The sequence below is a fragment of the Ornithinibacillus xuwenensis genome (genome assembly GCF_039614845.1).
GTDB classification, from domain to species: Bacteria; Bacillota; Bacilli; order Bacillales; family Amphibacillaceae; genus Ornithinibacillus; species Ornithinibacillus xuwenensis.
On the sequence record NZ_JBDIML010000004.1, the window covers coordinates 1 to 21,811 of the forward strand.

Below are 21,811 nucleotides of genomic sequence, written 5' to 3' on the forward strand. Positions count from 1 at the left end.
ATCACTTCGAGTGAGTAAGATCCCTCAGAGACGATGAGGTTGATAGGTCCGAGGTGGAAGCGTGGTGACACGTGGAGCTGACGGATACTAATCGATCGAGGACTTAACTAACACTTTTTGAGTCGTTTGTTTTGCTTATTTAGTTTTCAGGGTATAAATTTTTAAAAAAACCTTGCATTTCTTCTTAGAAATGCATATAATAGTTCTTGTCTTCAATTTTAAATTAATGTCTGGTGATGAGGGCGAAGAGGTCACACCTGTTCCCATACCGAACACAGCAGTTAAGCTCTTCAGCGCCGATGGTAGTTGGGGCATTGCCCCTGCGAGAGTAGGACGTTGCCAGGCATTAATAACATTTTAATACTTTCTCATATCGCGGGGTGGAGCAGTCTGGTAGCTCGTCGGGCTCATAACCCGAAGGTCGTAGGTTCAAATCCTGCCCCCGCAACCAAATTAATTCAATTAACTACGTAGGATAATTTTCTTCGCTAATTGAATATCAGTGGTACTGTAAAGTGCAACCAAAAAACCTTAAAGTGGTCCGGTAGTTCAGTTGGTTAGAATGCCTGCCTGTCACGCAGGAGGTCGCGGGTTCGAGTCCCGTCCGGACCGCCACTTATATTGTAATAATACATATTCGCACATGATTTCAGTTGAAATCATGTGTTTTTGTTTGTTAACAGTTCTATTGATAGTTTCTGATCATGCTTTTTGTTATGATTAATTTATCCATAAAGGAAGTTTGGTGAGATACATGGATGAATTCTCATTTATAAAGTCTATTCAACAAGGTTCATATAGACAACCATCCGTAATTCACGGTATAGGAGATGATGCTGCAGTATTTCGTCTTCATAATCAGGATGTAGTAACCGCAAAGGATATGGTTGTGGAAAATGTTCACTTCGCTCGAAATACGATGGAGCCTTACCATATTGGATATAAGGCACTTGCCGCAAATTTAAGTGATATTGCAGCCATGGGGGCAAAGCCAGCGTATTATCTTGTAGCTATTTCAATTCCAAACAACTGGTCAATGGAAGAAATAAAGATGATATATATCGGGATGAATGATCTTGCCCAGCAGTATCACGTGGATCTAATTGGTGGGGATACTGTTTCTGGTACAGAGCTTGTCATCTCTATTACGGTTATTGGTTTTGTAGGTAAAGATAAGGTTCGACTTAGAAGTCATGCAAAAGAAGATGATATCGTATTTGTAACGGAAACGCTTGGAGATTCACAAGCTGGTTTTTATATATTGAATCATAGTGGAAAGTATATAGAAGAAGATTATTTTATTAGAAGACACCAACTCCCTTCCCCAAGAGTAGAATTTTCGTTAGCTTTACATCCTATCGTTAGGTTATGTTTAAATGATATTAGTGATGGGATTGGTAGTGAAGCGAATGAAATTGCAGAAGCATCTCAGGTTTCTATACTCATTGAAGAGGAGCGTCTACCTGTACATCATAACCTGAAGCAGTTTGAGGATTCACTACAATACAAATGGAAGCTATTTGGTGGAGAAGACTATGAGCTAATCGGTACGGTTTCTAAAAAGGATTGGGACCAAGTACAAGCTATAGCCGAGCAGTTACATATTCGCGTAACAAAAATCGGATTGGTTACCTCCAAAAGCGCAACAGCTGAGGTGTATTTAAAATCAAAAAATGGTAGAATAGAACGATTAGATAAAAAGGGGTATAACCACTTAAGTAGGTGAAACTATGCGTAAGTATGATATGAAAACAAGCACAGCAGAAGAAACAATTAAAATTGCTGTAAGACTTGCCAGTTTATTAGAGGCTGGAGATGTAATTACATTAGAAGGTGATCTTGGGGCAGGTAAAACGACGTTTACAAAAGGAATTGCAGCTGGGTTAGGAATAAAAAGAACCTTAAGTAGTCCTACCTTCACGATAATAAAAGAATACGAAGGTAGATTACCTCTTTATCATATGGATGTCTATCGTTTGGAGAATTCTGATGAGGATATCGGTTTTGATGAATATTTTCATGGTAATGGTATAGCTGTAGTGGAATGGGCTCAATTTATTGAAGAATTTCTACCTCCAATCCGCTTGAATATCACAATTAAGTATGTTGATGAGCATTCTCGAGTTATAGAATTTAAGCCACTTGGAGAGCGTTTTGAACATATAGTTAAAACGATTGTCTTCGGTTGATTTGTTGAAGGTGAAAAAGGAGTTAGCGTAAATGCATATACTAGCTATTGATACTTCCAATGAAGTAATGGGAGTAGCGATATTGAAAGAGAATGAAGTAATAGGAGAGATTGTAACGAATATTGCTAAAAACCATTCTGTAAGGCTGATGCCCGCAATAGAGTTTTTAATGAAAGAAGTCAATTTGATACCAGAACAGCTGGATAAAATAGTCGTAGCTAAAGGGCCAGGCTCATACACAGGTGTTCGTATAGGTTTAACCACTGCGAAAACCCTTGCATGGTCTTTAAATATACCAATAGTAGGAGTTTCAAGCTTAGAGGGGCTTGCCTATCAAGGAAGATTTTCAGAAGCCCTTATTTGTCCATTTTTTGATGCTAGAAGAGGTCTAGTATATACGGGCTTATATGAGTTTATAGAAGGTCAGCCTAAGCTTGTAGAAAATGAACAAAACATACTATTTTCTGATTGGTTAGACAAACTATCGGAACTAAATCGAGATGTACTCTTTTTAAGTCCTGATATGGAGAAGCATTCTACAATGATAGAGGAGAAATTGGGAGAAAAGGCAATTATCCCAGAAAAGACTTTTCATATTCCAAAGCCCTCTCATTTAGGAATGGCTGCTGGCTATCATAAACCTGACTTAACCCATGATCTTATTCCTAATTATTTACGATTAGCTGAAGCAGAATCGAAATGGTTGAATGAACAAAGGGATACGAATAATGGCTGAGTTAACAATTAGGAAAATGGAGCTAGCAGATATAAGTCAAGTAGTGTCTGTGGAGATAGCATCGTTTTCTTCCCCATGGCATGCGGAAATTTTTAATCAAGAACTAACGGAAAATCAACATGCCCACTATTTTATTCTCGAGATTAATAAAAAGATTATTGGTTATGTTGGCATGTGGGTTGTTCTGGATGATGCGCAAATAACTAATATTGCGATACTACCAGGTTATCGTGGAAATAAACTGGGAGAAAAACTTTTTCGTTTTGCGCTTCAGCAAGCAGTTAAAATGGGAGTAAGTCGTCTATCTTTAGAGGTTAGGACTTCAAATATTGTTGCACAAAAAATGTATCGGAAGTTCGGGCTTGTGCCCGGAGGGATTCGGAAAAATTATTATACGGATAATAATGAAGATGCAGTGGTGATGTGGGTGAATATAGAATGATAAAGGATACATATATACTTGGAATTGAAACTAGCTGTGATGAAACAGCAGTTGCAATTGTAAAAAACGGTAAAGAAATTACTTCGAATGTGGTGGCTTCCCAAATTGAAAGCCATAAACGATTTGGAGGCGTTGTTCCTGAGATAGCATCAAGACATCATGTTGAACAAATTACACTGGTACTAGAAGAAGCCTTTCAAGAAGCTGGTTTGGAATGGGATGATATTGATGCGATAGCAGTAACTGAAGGCCCTGGATTAGTTGGTGCACTCTTAATAGGTGTCAATGCAGCAAAAGCATTAGCATTTGCTAAAAATAAACCACTTGTTGGTGTGCATCATATTGCTGGACATATTTATGCCAATCGCTTGGAGGAAGAATTTCACTTCCCTCTCTTAGCCTTGATTGTTTCTGGTGGTCACACAGAATTAGTTCTGATGAAGGAGCATGGTAGCTATGAAGTAATTGGTGAGACAAGAGATGATGCTGCAGGTGAAGCATATGATAAAGTAGCTCGAATGCTTCAATTACCTTATCCTGGTGGGCCACAAATAGATCGCTTGGCTGCAGAAGGTAAACTATCAATCGACTTTCCAAGAGCATGGTTAGAAGAAGATAGTTTTGATTTTAGTTTCAGTGGGTTAAAGTCAGCAGTTATTAACAAAATCCACAATGCTAAACAAAAAGGAGAGACCTTGAAGCCCGAAGATGTTGCAGCAAGCTTTCAGGCTAGTGTCATTGATGTATTAGTGACGAAAACAGTGAAGGCAGCATTACAATATAATGTGAAGCAGGTTATTGTAGCAGGCGGTGTTGCTGCAAATAAAGGGTTGCGAGCAGAACTTGAAGCTAAGTTTGCAAATATGAATACGCCACTATTGATTCCGCCATTAAATTTATGTACAGATAATGCAGCCATGATTGCTGCAGCTGGCACAATAGCTTTTGAAAAAGGCATAAGATCTGGATTAGATTTAAATGCTAATCCATCTTTATTGCTAAAATGAAATATCCACAGCCTTGTGGATATTTTTTTGTGATTAAAGGTACTAAGCCATTTGACTTGTTGACAAAAATGGTGGATAACTAGCTAGTATCTTGTGGATAATGTGAATAAGTATGTTGATAATTAGTATTTATAGCATTTATTAGTGACTATGGTTGTGGATATCTAAAAATCCCCTCACAGTTTAGATGCTGTGAGGGGATTCCTATTATGAATCTTGTAGTGAAGTCCATTCTTCCATTAATTTTTCGACTTCTTGTTTTATGTCATTAACCTTTTGGGTATATTCCAATGCCTTTTCATGGTCTTCATAGACTTCTGGCTTAGTCATGTCTTCTTCTAGTACCATCAATTCTTCTTCGAGTTCTTCAATGGTTTCTTCTAGTTTAGCAATTTGGCGTTCTCGTTTACGCTGCTCACTCTGTAGTTTCTTTTCCTCTTTGAAGCTTAATTTCTTTTCACTAATGCTAGTGGTTTGTGCCTGCTCTTGCAACCGCTCAAGCTCTGCTTCCTCTTGCTTTTTATCCAAATAGTAATCATAATCACCGAGATAAATAGTTGTGCCACCTTGTTGCATTTCGACAACCTTATCGGCTATTTTATTGATAAAATAACGGTCATGTGAGACGAAAATAATTGTTCCAGGAAAATCAATAAGTGCTGCTTCCAATACCTCTTTACTGTCAATATCTAAATGGTTAGTAGGTTCGTCTAATATGAGTAAATTTGCTTTTTGCATTCGGAGCTTAGCAAGTGCTAAACGAGCCTTTTCACCACCACTTAGCGATTGAACAGATTTTAGAACGTCATCACCTGTGAACAGGAAATTGCCCAGTATTGTTCGAATATCCTTTTCATTAACAGAAGGATACTCATCCCAAAGCTCGTTTAACACGGTTTTATTAGAGCTAAGATTCGCTTGTTCTTGATCATAATAACCTATTTGTACATTGGTACCTAATTGAATATTCCCTTCTGTTGGATGGAGCGAGCCAAGTATATTCTTTAATAAGGTTGTTTTTCCAACACCATTCGGACCGACTAATGCAATGCTCTCACCACGAGTTACGTGAAGAGATAGATTCCTAAACAAAGGCTTTTCATCATCAGCATAGCCGAAAGAGAGGTCATGAATTTTTAATACATCATTACCACTCCGCTTGGAAGTTTCAAAAGTAATTGATGCAGATGATTCATCTCCAAGTGGTCTATCCACTCGGTCCATTTTTTCTAGTTGCTTACGCCTACTTTGAGCGCGTTTTGTTGTGGAGGCACGAACGATGTTCCGCTGAATGAAGTCCTCTAATTTCTTTATTTCTGTTTGTTGTTTCTCAAACTCTTTCATTTCTTGTTCGAAATTTAACGCTTTTTGTTGAAGGAACTCACTATAGGTTCCATGATATTTCTTTGTCCGATGACGGGATATTTCATAGACGATTGTAACCGTCTTATCTAAGAAATAACGGTCATGGGAAACAATAACGACAGCACCAGGATAGTTTGTTAAATATTTCTCAAGCCATGATAGAGTCTCGATATCTAAGTGGTTTGTAGGCTCATCTAGAATTAGTAAATCTGGCTTTTTTAGAAGAAGCTTTCCGAGTGCCAAACGCGTTTTTTGACCACCACTTAATTCATTAATAGGAGTTTGGTCATCGAAATCTAGAAAGCTTAGTCCTGCCAATACAGCCTTGATGTCAGATTCATAGCTGTAGCCGCCATTTGTCTCAAATTCTTGTTGTAAGCGATCATATTCCTCTAAAAGCTTGGGTGATGCTTGATTTGCCATTTGTTCTTCTAGTGTTCGAAGCTTTTTCTCTTGTTCGAGTAATTCCTGGAAGACATCTAACATCTCATTCCAAATAGTCTTCGTAGAATCTAACCCTGTATGCTGCGATAAATAGCCTATTGTAAGATCCTTTGGCTTGATTACTTCCCCTGTGTCATAAGACATTTCTTCCGCCATGATTTTAAGGAGCGTAGACTTACCAGCTCCATTACGACCAACAATTGCAATTCTATCTTTATCTTTAATTTCAAGTTTTATATTTGCTAATATTTCTTCAGCACCAAATGACTTTGAAATATCATTTAATTGCATAATAATCATAATAGTCACCTCTAGTAGTATCAGTTTATCGTATAAGGAAGGTTTCAAGCAATACAATTATCAATTTGTGAAAATAATCACGACTTCTTGTGAAAAATCTGATAAAATAGATAGGAGAGAATTAGTAGCATAAGTTATGAAAGATAGTTTGCAAGCGTTTTAATATGTGCATCTAACTAAATCGTTTTTGAATTGGCAAGGAGGAAAACAGCTTGGAACAGAACAAAATACCGCAGGCTACAGCAAAGCGACTTCCATTATATTATCGCTTCTTAAATAATTTGCAGATTCAGGGGAAAACCCGGGTATCCTCTAAGGAATTAAGTGATGCGGTAAAAGTGGATTCCGCAACAATTAGAAGAGATTTCTCCTATTTTGGTGCTTTAGGGAAGAAAGGTTATGGCTATAATGTTGAATATTTATTAGGATTCTTCCGAAAGACACTTGACCAGGACGAGATCACAGATGTTGCATTAATTGGTGTTGGTAATCTTGGTACTGCATTTTTAAATTATAATTTTATGAAGAATAATAATACGAAAATCATGCTTGCTTTTGATGCGGATCCGAATAAAGTTGGAACAGAGATTGGTGGTGTTCCGATTTATCATATTGATGAATTAGAAGACAAGCTGGATGGCATAAAAGTTGCAATTTTAACGATTCCGGCTCTGGAAGCAGATCGTGTAACGGATCGATTAGTATCCAAAGGGATTAAGGGTATTCTTAATTTCACACCAGCTCGAATTACCGTGCCAGATGATGTTCGTGTCCATCATATTGATCTTGCAGTGGAATTACAGGCTTTGGCTTATTTTCTAAAGCATTATCCATTAGAAATAAATGAACCAACAAGTGAACAATAATAGTTGAATAAATAGAACTTTTTTCCTAGATAGTGTATTTACTAGTTGTAATGCACTATCTTTTTTAATTTCCTCATAGTACTTTTGCCTTTTTACGGAAAGGGATAGTTTAGCTAAGATGTAATAGTATTGTAAAAATGTAGTAATTTTATGTAGGAGGATATTATGGGAGTAAAAAAATATTTTGGATTTGTGCTTTTATTATTGTTAAGTATCGTAATGGTTGCATGTTCAGATGATGCTGCAAAAGAAAAAGATACAGATAAGCAAGAGGAAAAAAGCGAAGAAACAAGTAAAGAGTCAGAAGAATCTGGTGTGCCAGAGGATGAGGAACTATTTGCAGTGCTTGAACTAAATATGCAAACATTAATTGATAAAGATGTTGATAAGCATATGGAGACCATTCATAGTGAATCACCATTGTATGACTCAACAAAACAGACTGCCGAAATGGTATTTCAATATGATATTGAGGCTGAACTTTCTGATTTAGTTGTTGAAGAAAAATCAGAAACAGAAGCTAAAGTTAGATTCACACAAACTGCAATTGGTTCAGATGGTTTTACGAGTAACCGAATTTCAGGTGTACATACACTGAAGCCGGATAACGGAGTTTGGAAAATATTTGGTTCTGAGGTAGAAGAAACCGTATTTTTAGATGAAAATGGTGAGCCTCTTGATAATGCAGTTTTTGCACAAATACAAGGGGATTATGCGGCAAATATTAAAGAGCTTGTGTTACCGTTTGAGGATAAAGAGGTTCAGCTATACAACTATCAAGAGGACGTTGACTATGCTGTAGCCGAAGTAATGATGGCGCATGACCAATATAGCCAGGTATTAGTTACGATTGAATACAATAAGGGTGCCAGCTCCCTTGTAGATCCCGAAACATGGGTAGGGAATATGGAGACTGGTATTTCAGAAAATGTAACGGGTAAATTGGAATTTAATGTACTGGGAGTAACAGATACAGATGCGATGTATGAATTGTCCTTAACAGAAGATGAATCATTGGATGATCAAGCAGAGGTTACTCGTGGATTCTTTAAGGGTGATGACTTAATTATTGTAAGCTATACCGTTATGGGTGAAGCTACAATAGATGAAGCGGTAAAAGCTGAATGGATTGAAGAATTGAAGACAATCCAATAACGAACGAATATCCAAGAAGAGTAGCGTTGATGCTGCTCTTCTTTTTGTATATAGGATTAAAATGTTCCGCTTGTATCAAGTACTATTCTCTTTCCTATACTAGAATAAGTACAAACTTGAGGGAGCTTTTTTATTTACAAATACGTGCTAATTTATTATAGTTAGTTAGTAATACTAACTAGTTAGGAGGGTTATATGAATCTTTTTTCTACCATCTATCGTTTTAATAAGCGCTATGTTTTAAGGCTTCAAGAAATTTGTTCGGCTAATGGCATTACAGCAGTACAATGGCTGGTTTTACACCATATAGCTGAAAATGATGGTTGTACGAGTATGGATATTGTAAAAGAATGGTCAGTCGAAAAACCAACCGTATCTACCTTAGTGCATAAATTACGTGAACAAGGTCTTATACACTTCAAAAACGGGGAAGATAAGAGGCAAAAATATTTATCCTTAACATATGAAGGACAAGCACTTTGTGAAACGGTAACTGAAAAAGTGATGCACCTCCAATCATTCGTAACAGAGCCATTATCAGAGGAAGTGGTTCAGGAGTATACAGCAAAGATTAACACATTGGAGGAGAGATTGAAGGAGTATGAACGATAGTATATGGACAAAGAACTTTATTGTCATATCGTTAATTAATTTTTTATCCATTTTAATGTTTTATTTATTGATTGTCACCATCGCTAGTTATGCGATTGAAACATATCACGTTTCAACTAGTATTGCCGGTTTAGTATCAAGTATATATGTTATTGGAGCCTTAATTGGCCGATTACTAACAGGTAGGTTGATTGGTAAGGTTGGATCTACTAAGATACTATCCATTGGTGTTCTATTATTTTTCATGAGTGCATGCTTGTATTTTATAGAAATAAATGTTGGATTTTTATTATTTAACCGATTGATACAAGGTATATTTGTAGGAATTATTGGGACAGCAGCGGGGACAATTGTTGCTTATATTCTTCCGGCTTCACGAAAAGGTGAAGGAATTGGATATTTTAGTTTAAGTGTCATTTTGGCAACTGCAATTGGTCCTTTCATTGGTATATTCTTAATGAAATTTGAAAATGGAAATGATTATATTTTTGGTCTTAATATTGGACTATCACTTCTGATGATTATAGCACTAGCATTTATCCGACTAGATGGGGAAACGTTAAGCTCCAATCAGCAAGAATCAACAGAAGAATCTTTTCTAGCGAAATTCATGGAGCCAAAATCAATTCCTATATCTTTCATCGCATTATTAATGGGTTTTGCTTATTCAGGAGTTATGTCTTTTTTATCTTTCTTTGCAGAAGAAATCAATTTAGTAGATGCTGCAAGCTTATTTTTTATTGTTTATGCCGTTGCGACCATCTTCACTCGTCCTTTCGGTGGGAGATTAATGGATCGGAAGGGACCAAATATCATTGTATATCCTTGCCTGGTCATTTTTGCAATCGGCATGTATTTATTTAGTCAGGCGAATAGTAGTTTCATTTTATTGTTATCAGCTGCATTAATTGGACTTGGCTTTGGAAATATTAACTCGATTGCACAGACTATTGCTGTAAAAGTTACCGAGCCACATCGATTTGGATTTGCAACATCCACTTATTTTATTTTTTATGATACTGGCCTTGGGTTTGGTCCATATTTATTAGGATTAATTATTCCTTTTGTAGGATATCGAACAATATTTTTGTGGATGGTGCCAATAATAGTAATAAGCATTCCACTCTATCTTGTCTTACATGGTCGAAAAGCGAAGTTATATATATAAGGAGGAAATAAAATGAACTATAAAACTATTACCATTGCTGGAAGCGGCGTATTAGGAAGTCAGATTGCTTTCCAAACAGCGTTTAAAGGCTTTAATGTTGTTATCTATGATATTAATGATGAGGCAATTGAAAAAGCAAAAGAGCGAATTGCGAACTTAGAAGCAACATATACTGATTACTTTAAGGATGAACAAGAAGCGGTAAAAACTGCCCAATCCCGCATTGAGTATGCAACAGATTTAGCCGAAGCAGTGAAGAATGCTGATCTTGTGATTGAAGCAATTCCGGAACTAAAAGAAATTAAAGAGAAATTCTATACAGAGCTTGGAAAGGTTGCACCTGCACACACAATCTTTGCAACAAACTCCTCCACTTTACTGCCAAGTCAATTTGCAGAGTTTACTGGTCGCCCTGAGAAGTTTTTGGCATTGCATTTTGCAAACCGTATTTGGATGAACAATACTGGGGAAGTAATGGAGCACCCTGGAACAAATCAGGAAGTTGTACAGGATGTATTAAAATTTGCTCAAGCAATTGGCATGGTACCAATTCATGTTAAGAAAGAACAGCCTGGCTATATTTTAAATAGTTTACTCGTTCCACTTCTTGATGCCGCTCAGCATTTATGGGGTACAGGTGTTGCAGACCCGTATGCTATTGACAAAACATGGATGATTGCAACCGGAGCACCAATGGGACCATTTGGCATAATCGATGTTGTTGGATTACAAACCGTATACAATATAGTAAGTACGAAGGCGCAAAACCATCCGAATCCTGAACAAAATGAATTTAAACAAATTGCGGACTTAGTAAAAAATGAGTTTATTGATAAAGGAAAAATGGGGATTCAATCTGGTGAGGGCTTTTATAAGTATCCAAATCCGGCATATAATGAAAAAGAATTCTTACAACCATAAGATAAATACGTCAAGAGCCTTTCTATTTCACGATAGAAAGGCTCTTATTTCTTACAACCAGTTACTTTTGTGGATTTTGTTACTTCTTTTTCATCTTTTTAATCTTATTATGTAACCGTAAGTATCGTATTCCAGCACCAAAGTCTAAAGTAGCAATACATGCTAACAATATCGTAATAAAATTCCAAATGGATTCATCTACACTTTGAATGGCTGCGTATATAAACAGTACCCCCATAGCAAAATAGATAAGAGCCATGGTCCTTGCGGTAATTCTCATAACATATTAACCTCCGATTAGGATCATTTGAACTTGATCCAGTTGCTGTTTCATTCGTTCGATATCTTCTGGTGTTAGGGAATATTGTAGGATAACGGAAATCGAATTTAACGTCATGTGCACAATAATCGGTACTAAAATCCGTTTTGTTTTGACGTATACAAACGCAAAAACAAATCCCATTGATGCATATATTAATAGATGCTCTGGTTCACCGTGGATAATTCCAAAGATAAACGCGGACAGTAAAGCAGCTAGAAAGAAGTTCATTCGTTTATATAATGTACCAAATATAATCTTGCGAAAAATCAATTCTTCTAGAATTGGTGCAATAATGGCAGGAATAATTGCAAAGATTGGAATGGTCCGGGTAATATTCATAATCATCTCGGTATTCTCTGAGCCTATCTCAATTCCAAGTAATTGCGATTCGATTAGGCCGGCAATTCCTTGCGCGAAATAGGCCATAAATACGCCTAATATCGACCACAAGATGATCCCCTCAGTAGTTGAATGGCTTCTGGCTTGCCCCATTTTCAAGTCAGGTCTCATTAGTAGTAACACGACAATTAATCCGACGGTAAAACTAAAGATGGTGTAATAGATGGATGCTTCTGCTTTATAATTAGGGAAGACCTGAAATAGTATTGGTAAAAATATTGCTCCAGAAAGTTGCATGATAACGTAGGTCAAGATAACCCACCAATAGCGTTTAGGCAATGAAAACAGCTCCTTAAAGTCTACATAAGTTGGTATTATACATAACAACAAGATGTAAAACGATTCTTGTGTATTTTATCATATTCAAGTCGTACATTATAATAGAATCATCTTGGACAAGAAAAAAATAAAAAAATCCTAATCACGATACTTGCAAAATAAACCAAAATTAATTATTATATTAATTGGTATTAGCACTCAACTTAATCGAGTGCTAACAAACATAAAACTATTAAAAGGAATTAAGGAGGTTGTCTACATGATTAAACCACTAGGAGATCGTGTTGTAATCGAGCTTGTTGAGCAAGAAGAGAAAACTGCAAGCGGTATCGTGCTTCCAGACTCTGCAAAGGAAAAGCCACAAGAAGGGCGTGTTGTTGCAGTAGGTGCTGGCCGCGTAACAGACAGCGGAGAAAAAGTTGCGCTTGAAGTTTCTGAAGGCGATCGTATCATTTTCTCAAAATTTGCTGGAACTGAAGTAAAATACGATGGAACAGAATACTTAATTCTACGCGAAAGCGACATTTTAGCTGTAGTTGAGTAATTAATTTTGAATAAGATGTTAACACATAAATTACGGATTAATCAATTTTAAGGAGGGCATTTCAAATGGCTAAAGAAATTAAATTTAGTGAAGACGCACGCAGCGCAATGCTTCGTGGGGTAGATACATTAGCAAATGCTGTAAAAGTAACATTAGGACCTAAAGGTCGTAACGTTGTATTAGATAAAAAATTCGGTTCACCACTAATTACAAATGATGGTGTAACAATCGCAAAAGAAATTGAATTAGAAGATGCTTTCGAAAACATGGGTGCACAGCTTGTATCGGAAGTAGCATCGAAAACAAATGATGTTGCTGGGGACGGTACAACAACTGCAACAGTACTTGCACAAGCAATGATTCGCGAAGGCTTGAAAAACGTTACTTCTGGAGCAAATCCAGTAGGTATCCGTCGCGGAATTGAAAAAGCTGTAGCAACTGCAGTAACAGAATTACAAGCCATTTCTAAACCAGTTGAAAGTAAAGATTCAATCGCACAAGTTGCTGCTATTTCAGCTGCAGACGAAGAAGTAGGTAAGCTAATTGCTGAAGCAATGGAACGCGTAGGTAATGACGGTGTTATTACAATTGAAGAATCAAAAGGCTTCTCTACTGAGCTTGAAGTTGTAGAAGGTATGCAATTCGACCGTGGATATGCTTCTCCATATATGGTTACTGACCAAGATAAAATGGAAGCAGTTCTTGAAAATCCATATATCTTAATTACGGATAAGAAAATCAGCAATATTCAAGAGGTACTACCAGTTCTTGAGCAAGTGGTACAACAAGGTAAGCCACTATTATTAATTGCTGAAGATGTAGAAGGCGAAGCACTTGCTACATTGGTAGTTAACAAACTTCGCGGTACATTCAATGCAGTAGCTGTTAAAGCTCCTGGATTTGGTGACCGTCGTAAAGCAATGCTAGAAGATATCGCTATCCTAACTGGTGGGGAAGTAATTACAGAAGATCTAGGATTAGATCTGAAGAGTGCTTCTATTGAACAATTAGGTCGCGCTTCTAAAGTTGTGGTAACTAAAGAAAACACAACAATCGTTGAAGGATCTGGAAATCCAGAAGCAATCTCTTCTCGTGTTGCACAAATCCGTGCTCAAGCAGAAGAATCTACTTCTGAATTCGATAAAGAAAAATTACAAGAGCGTCTTGCTAAATTAGCTGGCGGTGTAGCAGTAGTAAAAGTTGGTGCTGCAACTGAAACAGAATTAAAAGAACGCAAACTACGTATTGAAGATGCATTAAACTCAACTCGTGCAGCAGTTGAAGAAGGTATCGTTGCAGGTGGTGGTACTGCACTAGTGAACGTATACAATAAAGTAGCTGAATTATCTCTAGAAGGAGACGAAGCAACAGGTGCTAGCATCGTTCTTCGTGCACTAGAAGAGCCAGTACGTCAAATCGCACACAATGCTGGTCTTGAAGGATCTGTTATTGTAGAGCGTCTAAAAGGCGAAGCAGTAGGCGTTGGATTCAACGCAGCAACTGGTGACTGGGTAAACATGGTTGAGTCTGGAATCGTTGACCCGACTAAAGTAACTCGTTCTGCACTACAAAACGCAGCAAGTGTCGCGGCTATGTTCCTAACTACTGAAGCAGTAGTTGCTGACATTCCTGAAGAGAATGCTGGCGGCGGAATGCCTGACATGGGTGGCATGGGCGGAATGGGCGGCATGATGTAATCTGCCCTATGAAACCTTGATATATAAGGGTTTTTATGCAAGATGAGAGTGAATGGCTAACATTTGGCTAACATTTTGTACATTATTGTAGGCTTCTCATAAGTTGACCAAACTTTTGAGAAGCCTCTTTTTTTAATTCCTTTGTGACATGCAGATAGATATTTCTAGTGGTTCGATCTTCCGTATGTCCTAGCCTGTCCATTATTTCTTCTAATCCGACTTTAGCTTCCGCAAGTAGTGAAGTGTGTGTATGTCTCAATGAGTGAGGCGTTAGTTCTTGATTTAATTTAGCTATTTTTAGTAATCGTTTCATTCTGTTTTCAACTGTTTTAATTAGTATAGGATATCCAGGATACTTGCATGAATTTGCAAAAATGAAATCCTTATTATAGTAAGTGTTTCCGATTCTTCTCTTTACTTTTTCTTGGGTCTCTTTATGTCTTTTTAACGCTTCAATCACGATATCGTCAATGACAATTCTTCTTACCGATCCTTTTGTTTTGGGTGGAACTAACTGGTACTTAACCGTATTATTAGTAGGGTTATAGTATGTTTTTATAATTCTTACGGTGTTCTCTGGAAAATCGATGTCGTTCCATTTAAGTGATACGAGTTCACCTACTCGCATCCCTGTATAGGAAAGAATCAAAAAAACTAAATAGTCCATGTCAAGCCCCTTAAAGGCAGCAGTTTCCAAGAATAATGCTAGTTCATTCTTCTCTAAATACCTTGGAACTTCAGCCTTTTCTAGTTCCTCAATCGCTTTCTTCTCTTTTTTTATCACGGCAAATTCTGTCGGATCTTTTATAACAATTTCCATCTCGACAGCTTTTCTAAATATCATTCTACCTGTTCGGTGAATCCCATCTAAGGTGTTATTAGCATATTTTTCTTTTAGATCATTAAGAGTGTCTTGATATTTTTTTAACGTAATATCCGTTAGTTTTAGATATGCAAAATAAGGCATTAATTTATCTATTTCATGGTTTCTTACTCGAACAGTACCCGGTTTGACATCACGACTATGACTGTAGATTTTAAGCCATTCCAATGCAAAATCCTTAAATAAAGTACTTTTTTCCTCCATGTATGTTCCTTCATTCAATTCATATAGTAATTCGTTTGCTACCCTTTCTGCTTCTTCCCTTGTTTTAAATCCACTTCTTTGTTTTTGTCTTCTTTTCCCTGTTTTTGATAAGTACCTTTTACCCCTCAATAACTAGAGAAAAAGTTTTCATTCTATTTAAGAATTTGGGGTATAACAATTATATTTCTAATATATTGACAAACATTTGTACAATTTATAATGAACTTCCACAGGGTGGCGTGTGTTCACCTTATATCTCAAATCTTGTTTGTTATAAGTTAGATAGAAGGTTAATAGGACTATGTGCAAAAAGAGATATCAATTATACTAGATTTGCTGACGATTTAACGTTTTCTTCTGATAATAAAGACGTTCTAAAGAAAGTGAAGAATGTAATAATAGATATACTTTATAATGAAGGTTTTGAGATAAATAGAAAGAAAACACGATTTTTATCCCCTATATCTTATAAAAAAATAACAGGATTAACTATTAATCATAAAAATAATAAAAACAAAAATAGATTAACAGTTAATAAATTGTATAAAAAGAAAGTAAGAGCCATGATACATAAAGCTATTTTCACTGGTGATTACAGTGAAAAAAATGTAATATTAGGATATATATCCTATATAAACTCAATAGAATCGGATTTTAGAAGTAAAATAATCCGTTATGTGCATAAGTTAATTAAGAATTATAAACATTTAGTAGATGCTTATAATAACAATAAGATTTTTCAAGAACTTAATAATGTTGAATATAAGAGTTTTGAAGAAGTCTTTTATGAACAGTTCGATTATAAGAACTATAGCGGTTTATTACTTCAAGGATTTACCAAAGAGAAAATAAAGGAATATGAGTATATTAATGCTTATTACAAGGAAAGAATATCTAAGAAAATATAATATTCTTGATCAAGAATTGGAAAGAGAACTTGCTAGGTTCTTTCCAGAAACAGCTAGCACAGAAGAAGATGTTGATAATTGAAACTAGAAAAATATATAAACTACAATAAACCCGTTCCGGTTAACTGGAACGGGTTTATCGGTTTAAATGTTGTTGGGATTATTAACCAAATAATCTATTAGGAACTTTTAAAATGAAATTAATCTCAATAAAAAGATTATGGAATTAGGCATTAATTATGAACGTATCCGCTTTTTTCCATACAATACTAAATTATAATTCCTTGGGTGGATATCTAAAGTTTAGAAGAGGACAAAAAGTTGAAATATTTGAGAGCTTTAGTACATATACAAACAAATAAGTGGTACTAATTATTACTTATTTATTTATTTATTTATTTATATCCTTATTTCCTTTTCTGTTACATTTATCTTAGAACAAGGAACTCCAGTCATCTTCACATTTTCATCTAACTTAACCATTATTAACTCTATTAAAGTATAGCATTAATGGGCGCCACGCGTGTTTACCTTTTCTCTTAGCTCTTCTCCCCCTACCGAAGGTTGTTTTGTTTCAGTTTTAGGTTGTTCAGATACCTCTTGCTTTGGTTCCTCTTTTGGTTTTGAAGGCTCTGGTTTAGGTTCTTCCTTAGGCTCTTCTTCACGTTCAGGCTCCGGTTCAGGTTTAGGTTCTACCTTAACAATATAAACCGTTAAGATAGATTGTCCATAAGGATGTTTAGGAGTACCCATAGTAAATTGTTGTCCGTTTTGAGTAACCGAACCAACGATTGTGAATGAGTTATCTTCAGCTAAATAGTAACCTTCAACCCTACCAGCACATGGTCCATCAGCTTGTGCTTTATTGTTCCAATTGTGAATATCAGACTGAAATAGTCATAGTACATTGTCCTGGTTGTAATTCCTCTGCACCAATCCAAGTCGGCATTGCTAAAACCGCTAATAAAACAACTACCATTGTCAATAATACTTTTTTCATTATAAATTCCCCCTCAATAGTGTGTAATCTCTCTATAACAGTTTTCCGAGCAAATAAAAAAGCACCCTATGGAATTAGATAAATACACATTATTATATTAAGTAGTTAGTGATAATGGGATTTTATTATATTATTGTTTGTGCAACTCTAATAAAGATTTGAAGTAAGCAGCAATTGACCTATTGTGTCTGATGTTCATTATTTGAAAACCTATCAAAGCGAAAAAACTTATCATTACTAGTAAATTTATAGCATTAGGACTAACGTAGTCTTTGATTGGTTCAAGTATTTCTTCAGTTAATCCTGATAAACCCGCCAAAATTGCCAATAAAAAGGTAACAACCACCGGAGTAACTTTTAAAATATCAAATGATTCTTCAATTTTAATCATTCTTGAAATACCATGATAAAGAATTTCTTTATCTAGTTCCTTAATATTACGAATATTATTAGAAAATGCTTGGATGTCATTCTCTTTATGAAATTTTTGTGAGATATATCCTATTAATTCTTTATCTGAACTTTGGATAATAGTTTTTGTTAATTCGTTTAATTCCATTTATTCACCCCAATATATAAAAATAAAAAACTCATTCAGTGAAAAAAAGTAAAAAGCACATTAAGTTATTTCTCCAGGACTGAATTAGACTATAGAATTGAGAAGCAAGATTTCCCAAAATTGTGAAGTTCGCTATAGACTAGGTTATGTAGATTACTTTAAGGAAGCTAAACTAATAAGCTACATTAAATAGTGAAAGTATAAATAATTAAAATTTCAGAGGTTACTATTTATTATATTTATAGTTTATTAGATTTTAAAGCCATATGGTAAAATTCTAAATAATCAATTTGTTATAATTACGAAGGTAGGGGGCTAAGTTTCTCAAGTTCTTTCTTTAACCCTCCCCATTAATAATTTCTTCATGTTCAAAGAGCGACAATAGTTCATTTTTCTTTTCGCATAACTCTCTAATTTCCGCATTATTATCTCTTCTACACTATCACGATACTCCTTATGGGAAATAACTTCATCGGCTAGTAGTGTGCACTAAAACAGGCAGTAAAGAAATCGCTCCCAAAATTGATAGCGCAACAACTAAAGAAACCTCAACTGATGAAATTATTGTTTTATCCATTTATCTCCTATTCTTGGAGGAAGTCAAACTACTCCACCACCTCAGATATTACCATATTTTGTTATAATAGATTGAAGAGTACCTTACTGTAGAGGATATATATATTAAATCTAAGATATTACTATATATAAAATACATAATGAGTCAAACATAAAATAAAGGGGGAATAAAAATGGATCTATTAAAATATAAAAGAGAAATAAATCTAATGAAAAAGCAAAACATGACAGAATATGATATGTATTCTGTTATTGCTTCTTTGATAAGGGAAGGAAATAATGTTGAATCACTATCATTAAGAGATGTTAATAGAAGAAGAAAAAGTGGAAAAGGGCAAGTATTCTATGGATTATCTGGAATTCCAGATTTAGTGATTCTTGATTCGGAGTTTGATAATAGTGATAATGAAAAGATGAAAATCGATAATATCGATAAAATCTATGGCTGTATTGAAATAAAGGGAGTGGACGCTGCTTTATTTTCTGTGAAAGAAATAATAGACAATATCAAAAAAAATATAAAGCTTGGGAGCGATGAAGGACAAATATTAGGAGAGGTACTGTGGTACAGAAAAGTACTTTATACAAATGGACTAACATGGATGTACTATGAGTGTGAATCTGATGAAGATTATGGCGATTTTATAAAGAAACTTGTAGAAACTCGTATAGAAAATGAAAAAGTTTATAAAATCCAAAATAATATAGACCCAAAGAAGAGTGTTACTTTAAAGGATTTTGATTGGTATAATGAAATAGACTTTAACAAAATAAAAATTAATGAAGAAAAGCTAATAAATATAGAGGACATTAAAGAGGACAACTGGAAGGAGTTTTTAGATAATTTACATAATATTAAGTGGAACTAATGATAAGTTATGAAGTTATTTGTTAATAGGGCAAGTACAAATGATGATTTAAACTTAATTAAAAAACCCGCACTAAGCTATATTACGGAGAACAGTATCAATGCTTATAAGATAACATGATCTATTTTAGGTAAACACTGCTACAACATTTGTCTGCGATCACTAATCAAGCCACGTAGTGTGGAAACAATCCATTGAATAAATTGTAAAAGATTAGTAAGGACTAATGTTTTTAAATAAATAATCAAATAATAATAGTCTATTAAAAAGGCATTGTTTTTTTCACTAATGCCTTATTTTTGTCTCTTAAATCACCACGGTGAACCCTTGTACAAATAGATAGTAACCCCATACAAGTTTTTGAAATATGAAAATCAATAAATTAAATTAGATTTTAAAAACAAGCTTAAAACAGGTTTTATTCAATATGATTTCTATTTTTCTGTTATCCCACTAGATGTGTTAGGGTTTAATTGGTATTGTAGCTATAGTGAACGGTCGTTAGTTAAAAATATAAAAATAATTGTATAGGGGGGTATCGACATTGGCTGCATTAATTAACCTTCTTGAAGAACAGGATGTTTCATTTACATTGAAATATTATGGATTAAAAGATATTGCAACGGGGTGGGACGTTTCAGCAATATTGGATAATAAAGAAATGATTAAGACCTACTTTTTAACCAAGAATTTGGAAGAAGTTAATAATATAGATGATTTTATAGATTACTTAACGATTATCAAGATTATTACAATGAGAGAAGTGATTCCATTTATAAAATCAAAAGAAAAACAGCAACATTTTAAGGAATTAACAAATTTGCTAGATGTCTCAAAGGACAAAATAAATAATGGTCATATAATTCAATTAATAAATAATTATCATCCACAATTATTTGAAGAAAAATATAGGAACTATGGTTTAATAGATATTATAATGGAATATTTACTTAAGTTTCAAAATGGAATTAAGGAAAATGTATTCTGTTATATTATTGAAGAATTTAGCTTTTTAGTAATCGATAATTACGAAAATATTCAGTCTAAAATAGAGTCCAGCACAAATTTATTTAAAGCGTTTTTTTCTACTGAAACAATAGAAAAGATATTTTATATCAGGTTCGATAAATATCTTGATATATTAGCATCAACCTATAACAGAACTAATGGTGAACAGAAAGTTTATCTTGAAAAATTAGTTGATAAAATAGTTGCAGATATTGAAGATACAATAACGGAAATAAATAAAGACAATATTTTGCAGTACGAATCAAATATTAGATTTATGCATTCTTTCTTACAGTTAATTAATCACGTAAAATCAAATGTGTTTTTAGAGTATGAAAAACTAACTTCAGAATTGCTAGATAAGCATATATTAAAGTATGGTCAAAGTCGCTCATATGAAATTCCAACAAATCTTATTATTGAAATGTTAAATAAAGAACCCAATGAATTTGCAAAACTATTAAAGCTAACTCACTTTCTAAATCATAAAACCGGTAAAATAGAATGTAGATTAAATTTTCCTCAAGAAGGGAAACAAGGGCTATTAGACATAGTATCATCAAATGTTAATTCTGATGAGTATTTTACTCGTTCACACCAAAGAAAACTTGAAATACAAACTATCGTAGGTTCTACTACTTTATTTTCTATTTTGCATAATGAAGAACTTTTTCACGATAGCTGTGCTTGGTATGTCGAATATCTATCATACATTTGTAAGAAATTGGAATATAAGAAAACTGATTTGCTAGATGATTTGTTTCTACTCATTCAAATGATAGATAATTTATTAGAAGCAGAAAATAAAGAGGACGAAAAGCTAATGCAGTCCCTATGTTATGGAGCGTGTATGTTTGTTTGTGCATTTTCTGAAAAATTACTGAGGGAGTCCTATTTTGAACTGATGAAAAACGAAGAATATATCCCAAAAGGTAAATTAACACTGGGATCGCTATTATCAGATAATAATAGCAAGTTTATTGAAATATTTGGCGAAAATCAGATCAAACATCTACTTTACTATTTTGGCACATATGGAGAAGCGAGAATTGGATTTAATTATAGAAATAAAATTGCTCATTGGTCAAATCTTTCATCTGGTGAATTAAGCATCACTCTTTTCACGAAATTACTCTACATTTTTACAAACATAGTTAATTCATTAGTTGCGTATTTTGTTAACCAAGATGATGAGGTTGAGGAAGAAGTCAGTGATCGATATATCGATAGTGAAAATGATGAAAATAGCCGCTAGTGAAGTTAAAGGACATTACAGCAAAAAAATAATATTCAGGTAAGGAACTACCTTCTGAATTAGTTTTCGATATTAATCTTAATAAAGAGTTATATTTTGAATA

At 34.6% G+C, this 21,811-nt stretch carries 21 protein-coding genes, 2 tRNA genes, 2 rRNA genes and 1 pseudogene; 19 read left to right on the forward strand and 7 right to left on the reverse strand.

What is annotated here, in order from left to right; genetic code table 11:
* From ABC228_RS12755 to tsaD, 9 genes are all read left to right on the forward strand, one after another.
* Positions 1-111, forward strand: a 23S ribosomal RNA gene (locus tag ABC228_RS12755); the annotation flags it as partial.
* Between the two features lie 118 nt (positions 112-229).
* Positions 230-345, forward strand: a 5S ribosomal RNA gene (gene rrf / locus ABC228_RS12760).
* Between the two features lie 29 nt (positions 346-374).
* Positions 375-451: transfer RNA gene (locus ABC228_RS12765), tRNA-Met, on the forward strand.
* Positions 452-538: 87 nt separating this feature from the next.
* A tRNA-Asp gene (locus ABC228_RS12770) sits at positions 539-615 on the forward strand.
* A 139-nt stretch (positions 616-754) separates the two neighbouring features.
* The gene (thiL, locus tag ABC228_RS12775) at positions 755-1,726 is read left to right on the forward strand and encodes a thiamine-phosphate kinase (RefSeq protein ID WP_345825786.1); all 972 of its coding nucleotides are present in this window, start codon (positions 755-757) and stop codon (positions 1,724-1,726) included.
* Between the two features lie 4 nt (positions 1,727-1,730).
* Complete coding sequence (tsaE, locus tag ABC228_RS12780; protein WP_345825534.1) at positions 1,731-2,189, forward strand: tRNA (adenosine(37)-N6)-threonylcarbamoyltransferase complex ATPase subunit type 1 TsaE; 459 nt, start codon at positions 1,731-1,733, stop codon at positions 2,187-2,189.
* Between the two features lie 31 nt (positions 2,190-2,220).
* On the forward strand, positions 2,221-2,925 hold the full coding sequence (gene tsaB, locus ABC228_RS12785) for a tRNA (adenosine(37)-N6)-threonylcarbamoyltransferase complex dimerization subunit type 1 TsaB (RefSeq protein ID WP_345825535.1): 705 nt from the start codon (positions 2,221-2,223) through the stop codon (positions 2,923-2,925).
* Positions 2,918-3,367: a ribosomal protein S18-alanine N-acetyltransferase gene (rimI, locus tag ABC228_RS12790; protein ID WP_345825536.1), complete on the forward strand. Its 450-nt coding sequence runs from the start codon at positions 2,918-2,920 to the stop codon at positions 3,365-3,367. Before tsaB ends, rimI begins: the two co-directional genes overlap by 8 nt.
* On the forward strand, positions 3,364-4,374 hold the full coding sequence (gene tsaD, locus ABC228_RS12795) for a tRNA (adenosine(37)-N6)-threonylcarbamoyltransferase complex transferase subunit TsaD (protein WP_345825537.1): 1,011 nt from the start codon (positions 3,364-3,366) through the stop codon (positions 4,372-4,374). Before rimI ends, tsaD begins: the two co-directional genes overlap by 4 nt.
* A 207-nt stretch (positions 4,375-4,581) precedes the next feature.
* On the opposite strand, the gene ABC228_RS12800 is transcribed toward tsaD, so the two are convergent.
* Positions 4,582-6,483: an ABC-F family ATP-binding cassette domain-containing protein gene (locus ABC228_RS12800; RefSeq protein WP_345825538.1), complete on the reverse strand. Its 1,902-nt coding sequence runs from the start codon at positions 6,481-6,483 to the stop codon at positions 4,582-4,584.
* A 212-nt stretch (positions 6,484-6,695) separates the two neighbouring features.
* Here ABC228_RS12800 and ABC228_RS12805 point away from each other — a divergent pair, with 212 nt between their 5' ends.
* From ABC228_RS12805 to ABC228_RS12825, 5 genes are all read left to right on the forward strand, one after another.
* Complete coding sequence (locus tag ABC228_RS12805) at positions 6,696-7,349, forward strand: redox-sensing transcriptional repressor Rex (protein WP_345825539.1); 654 nt, start codon at positions 6,696-6,698, stop codon at positions 7,347-7,349.
* Positions 7,350-7,514: 165 nt separating this feature from the next.
* Positions 7,515-8,504 (forward strand): hypothetical protein, encoded by a 990-nt coding sequence (locus ABC228_RS12810; protein WP_345825540.1) that lies wholly within the window; start codon positions 7,515-7,517, stop codon positions 8,502-8,504.
* A gap of 195 nt (positions 8,505-8,699) precedes the next feature.
* Positions 8,700-9,116: a MarR family winged helix-turn-helix transcriptional regulator gene (locus tag ABC228_RS12815; protein WP_345825541.1), complete on the forward strand. Its 417-nt coding sequence runs from the start codon at positions 8,700-8,702 to the stop codon at positions 9,114-9,116.
* Positions 9,106-10,284, forward strand: a complete 1,179-nt coding sequence (locus ABC228_RS12820; RefSeq protein WP_345825542.1) for an MFS transporter — start codon at positions 9,106-9,108, stop codon at positions 10,282-10,284. Before ABC228_RS12815 ends, ABC228_RS12820 begins: the two co-directional genes overlap by 11 nt.
* A 12-nt stretch (positions 10,285-10,296) precedes the next feature.
* Positions 10,297-11,205, forward strand: a complete 909-nt coding sequence (locus ABC228_RS12825) for a 3-hydroxyacyl-CoA dehydrogenase (protein WP_345825543.1) — start codon at positions 10,297-10,299, stop codon at positions 11,203-11,205.
* A 79-nt stretch (positions 11,206-11,284) separates the two neighbouring features.
* Here the strand turns inward: ABC228_RS12825 and ABC228_RS12830 are convergent, their stop codons facing one another.
* Both ABC228_RS12830 and ABC228_RS12835 read right to left on the reverse strand, forming a co-directional pair.
* The gene (locus ABC228_RS12830) at positions 11,285-11,485 is read right to left on the reverse strand and encodes a YdiK family protein (protein WP_345825544.1); all 201 of its coding nucleotides are present in this window, start codon (positions 11,483-11,485) and stop codon (positions 11,285-11,287) included.
* 6 nt (positions 11,486-11,491) lie between these two features.
* Complete coding sequence (locus tag ABC228_RS12835; protein WP_345825545.1) at positions 11,492-12,205, reverse strand: CPBP family intramembrane glutamic endopeptidase; 714 nt, start codon at positions 12,203-12,205, stop codon at positions 11,492-11,494.
* A 259-nt stretch (positions 12,206-12,464) separates the two neighbouring features.
* Here ABC228_RS12835 and groES point away from each other — a divergent pair, with 259 nt between their 5' ends.
* Both groES and groL read left to right on the forward strand, forming a co-directional pair.
* Positions 12,465-12,749 carry a co-chaperone GroES gene (gene groES / locus ABC228_RS12840; protein ID WP_345825546.1) on the forward strand — a complete coding sequence of 95 codons (285 nt, stop codon included), beginning with the start codon at positions 12,465-12,467 and terminating at the stop codon, positions 12,747-12,749.
* 65 nt (positions 12,750-12,814) lie between these two features.
* Complete coding sequence (gene groL / locus ABC228_RS12845) at positions 12,815-14,446, forward strand: chaperonin GroEL (protein ID WP_345825547.1); 1,632 nt, start codon at positions 12,815-12,817, stop codon at positions 14,444-14,446.
* 82 nt (positions 14,447-14,528) lie between these two features.
* On the opposite strand, the gene ABC228_RS12850 is transcribed toward groL, so the two are convergent.
* Positions 14,529-15,533, reverse strand: a complete 1,005-nt coding sequence (locus ABC228_RS12850) for a tyrosine-type recombinase/integrase (protein ID WP_345825787.1) — start codon at positions 15,531-15,533, stop codon at positions 14,529-14,531.
* 15 nt (positions 15,534-15,548) lie between these two features.
* Positions 15,549-15,662: pseudogene (locus ABC228_RS12855) on the reverse strand (Arm DNA-binding domain-containing protein); the annotation flags it as partial.
* A 35-nt stretch (positions 15,663-15,697) separates the two neighbouring features.
* Between ABC228_RS12855 and ABC228_RS12860 the strand changes: the two are divergent.
* Entirely contained in the window at positions 15,698-16,441 is a 744-nt protein-coding gene (locus tag ABC228_RS12860; protein ID WP_486651790.1) for a reverse transcriptase domain-containing protein, read from the forward strand.
* A 507-nt stretch (positions 16,442-16,948) separates the two neighbouring features.
* On the opposite strand, the gene ABC228_RS12865 is transcribed toward ABC228_RS12860, so the two are convergent.
* Together ABC228_RS12865 and ABC228_RS12870 are read right to left on the reverse strand one after the other, a co-directional pair.
* The gene (locus ABC228_RS12865) at positions 16,949-17,194 is read right to left on the reverse strand and encodes a hypothetical protein (protein WP_345825549.1); all 246 of its coding nucleotides are present in this window, start codon (positions 17,192-17,194) and stop codon (positions 16,949-16,951) included.
* 377 nt (positions 17,195-17,571) lie between these two features.
* Positions 17,572-18,000: a hypothetical protein gene (locus tag ABC228_RS12870; RefSeq protein ID WP_345825550.1), complete on the reverse strand. Its 429-nt coding sequence runs from the start codon at positions 17,998-18,000 to the stop codon at positions 17,572-17,574.
* 749 nt (positions 18,001-18,749) lie between these two features.
* On the opposite strand from ABC228_RS12870, the gene ABC228_RS12875 reads away from it, so the two are divergent.
* Both ABC228_RS12875 and ABC228_RS12880 read left to right on the forward strand, forming a co-directional pair.
* Entirely contained in the window at positions 18,750-19,445 is a 696-nt protein-coding gene (locus tag ABC228_RS12875; RefSeq protein WP_345825551.1) for a hypothetical protein, read from the forward strand.
* Positions 19,446-19,989: 544 nt separating this feature from the next.
* Positions 19,990-21,708 carry a hypothetical protein gene (locus ABC228_RS12880; protein WP_345825552.1) on the forward strand — a complete coding sequence of 573 codons (1,719 nt, stop codon included), beginning with the start codon at positions 19,990-19,992 and terminating at the stop codon, positions 21,706-21,708.
* Positions 21,709-21,811 lie beyond the last annotated feature (103 nt).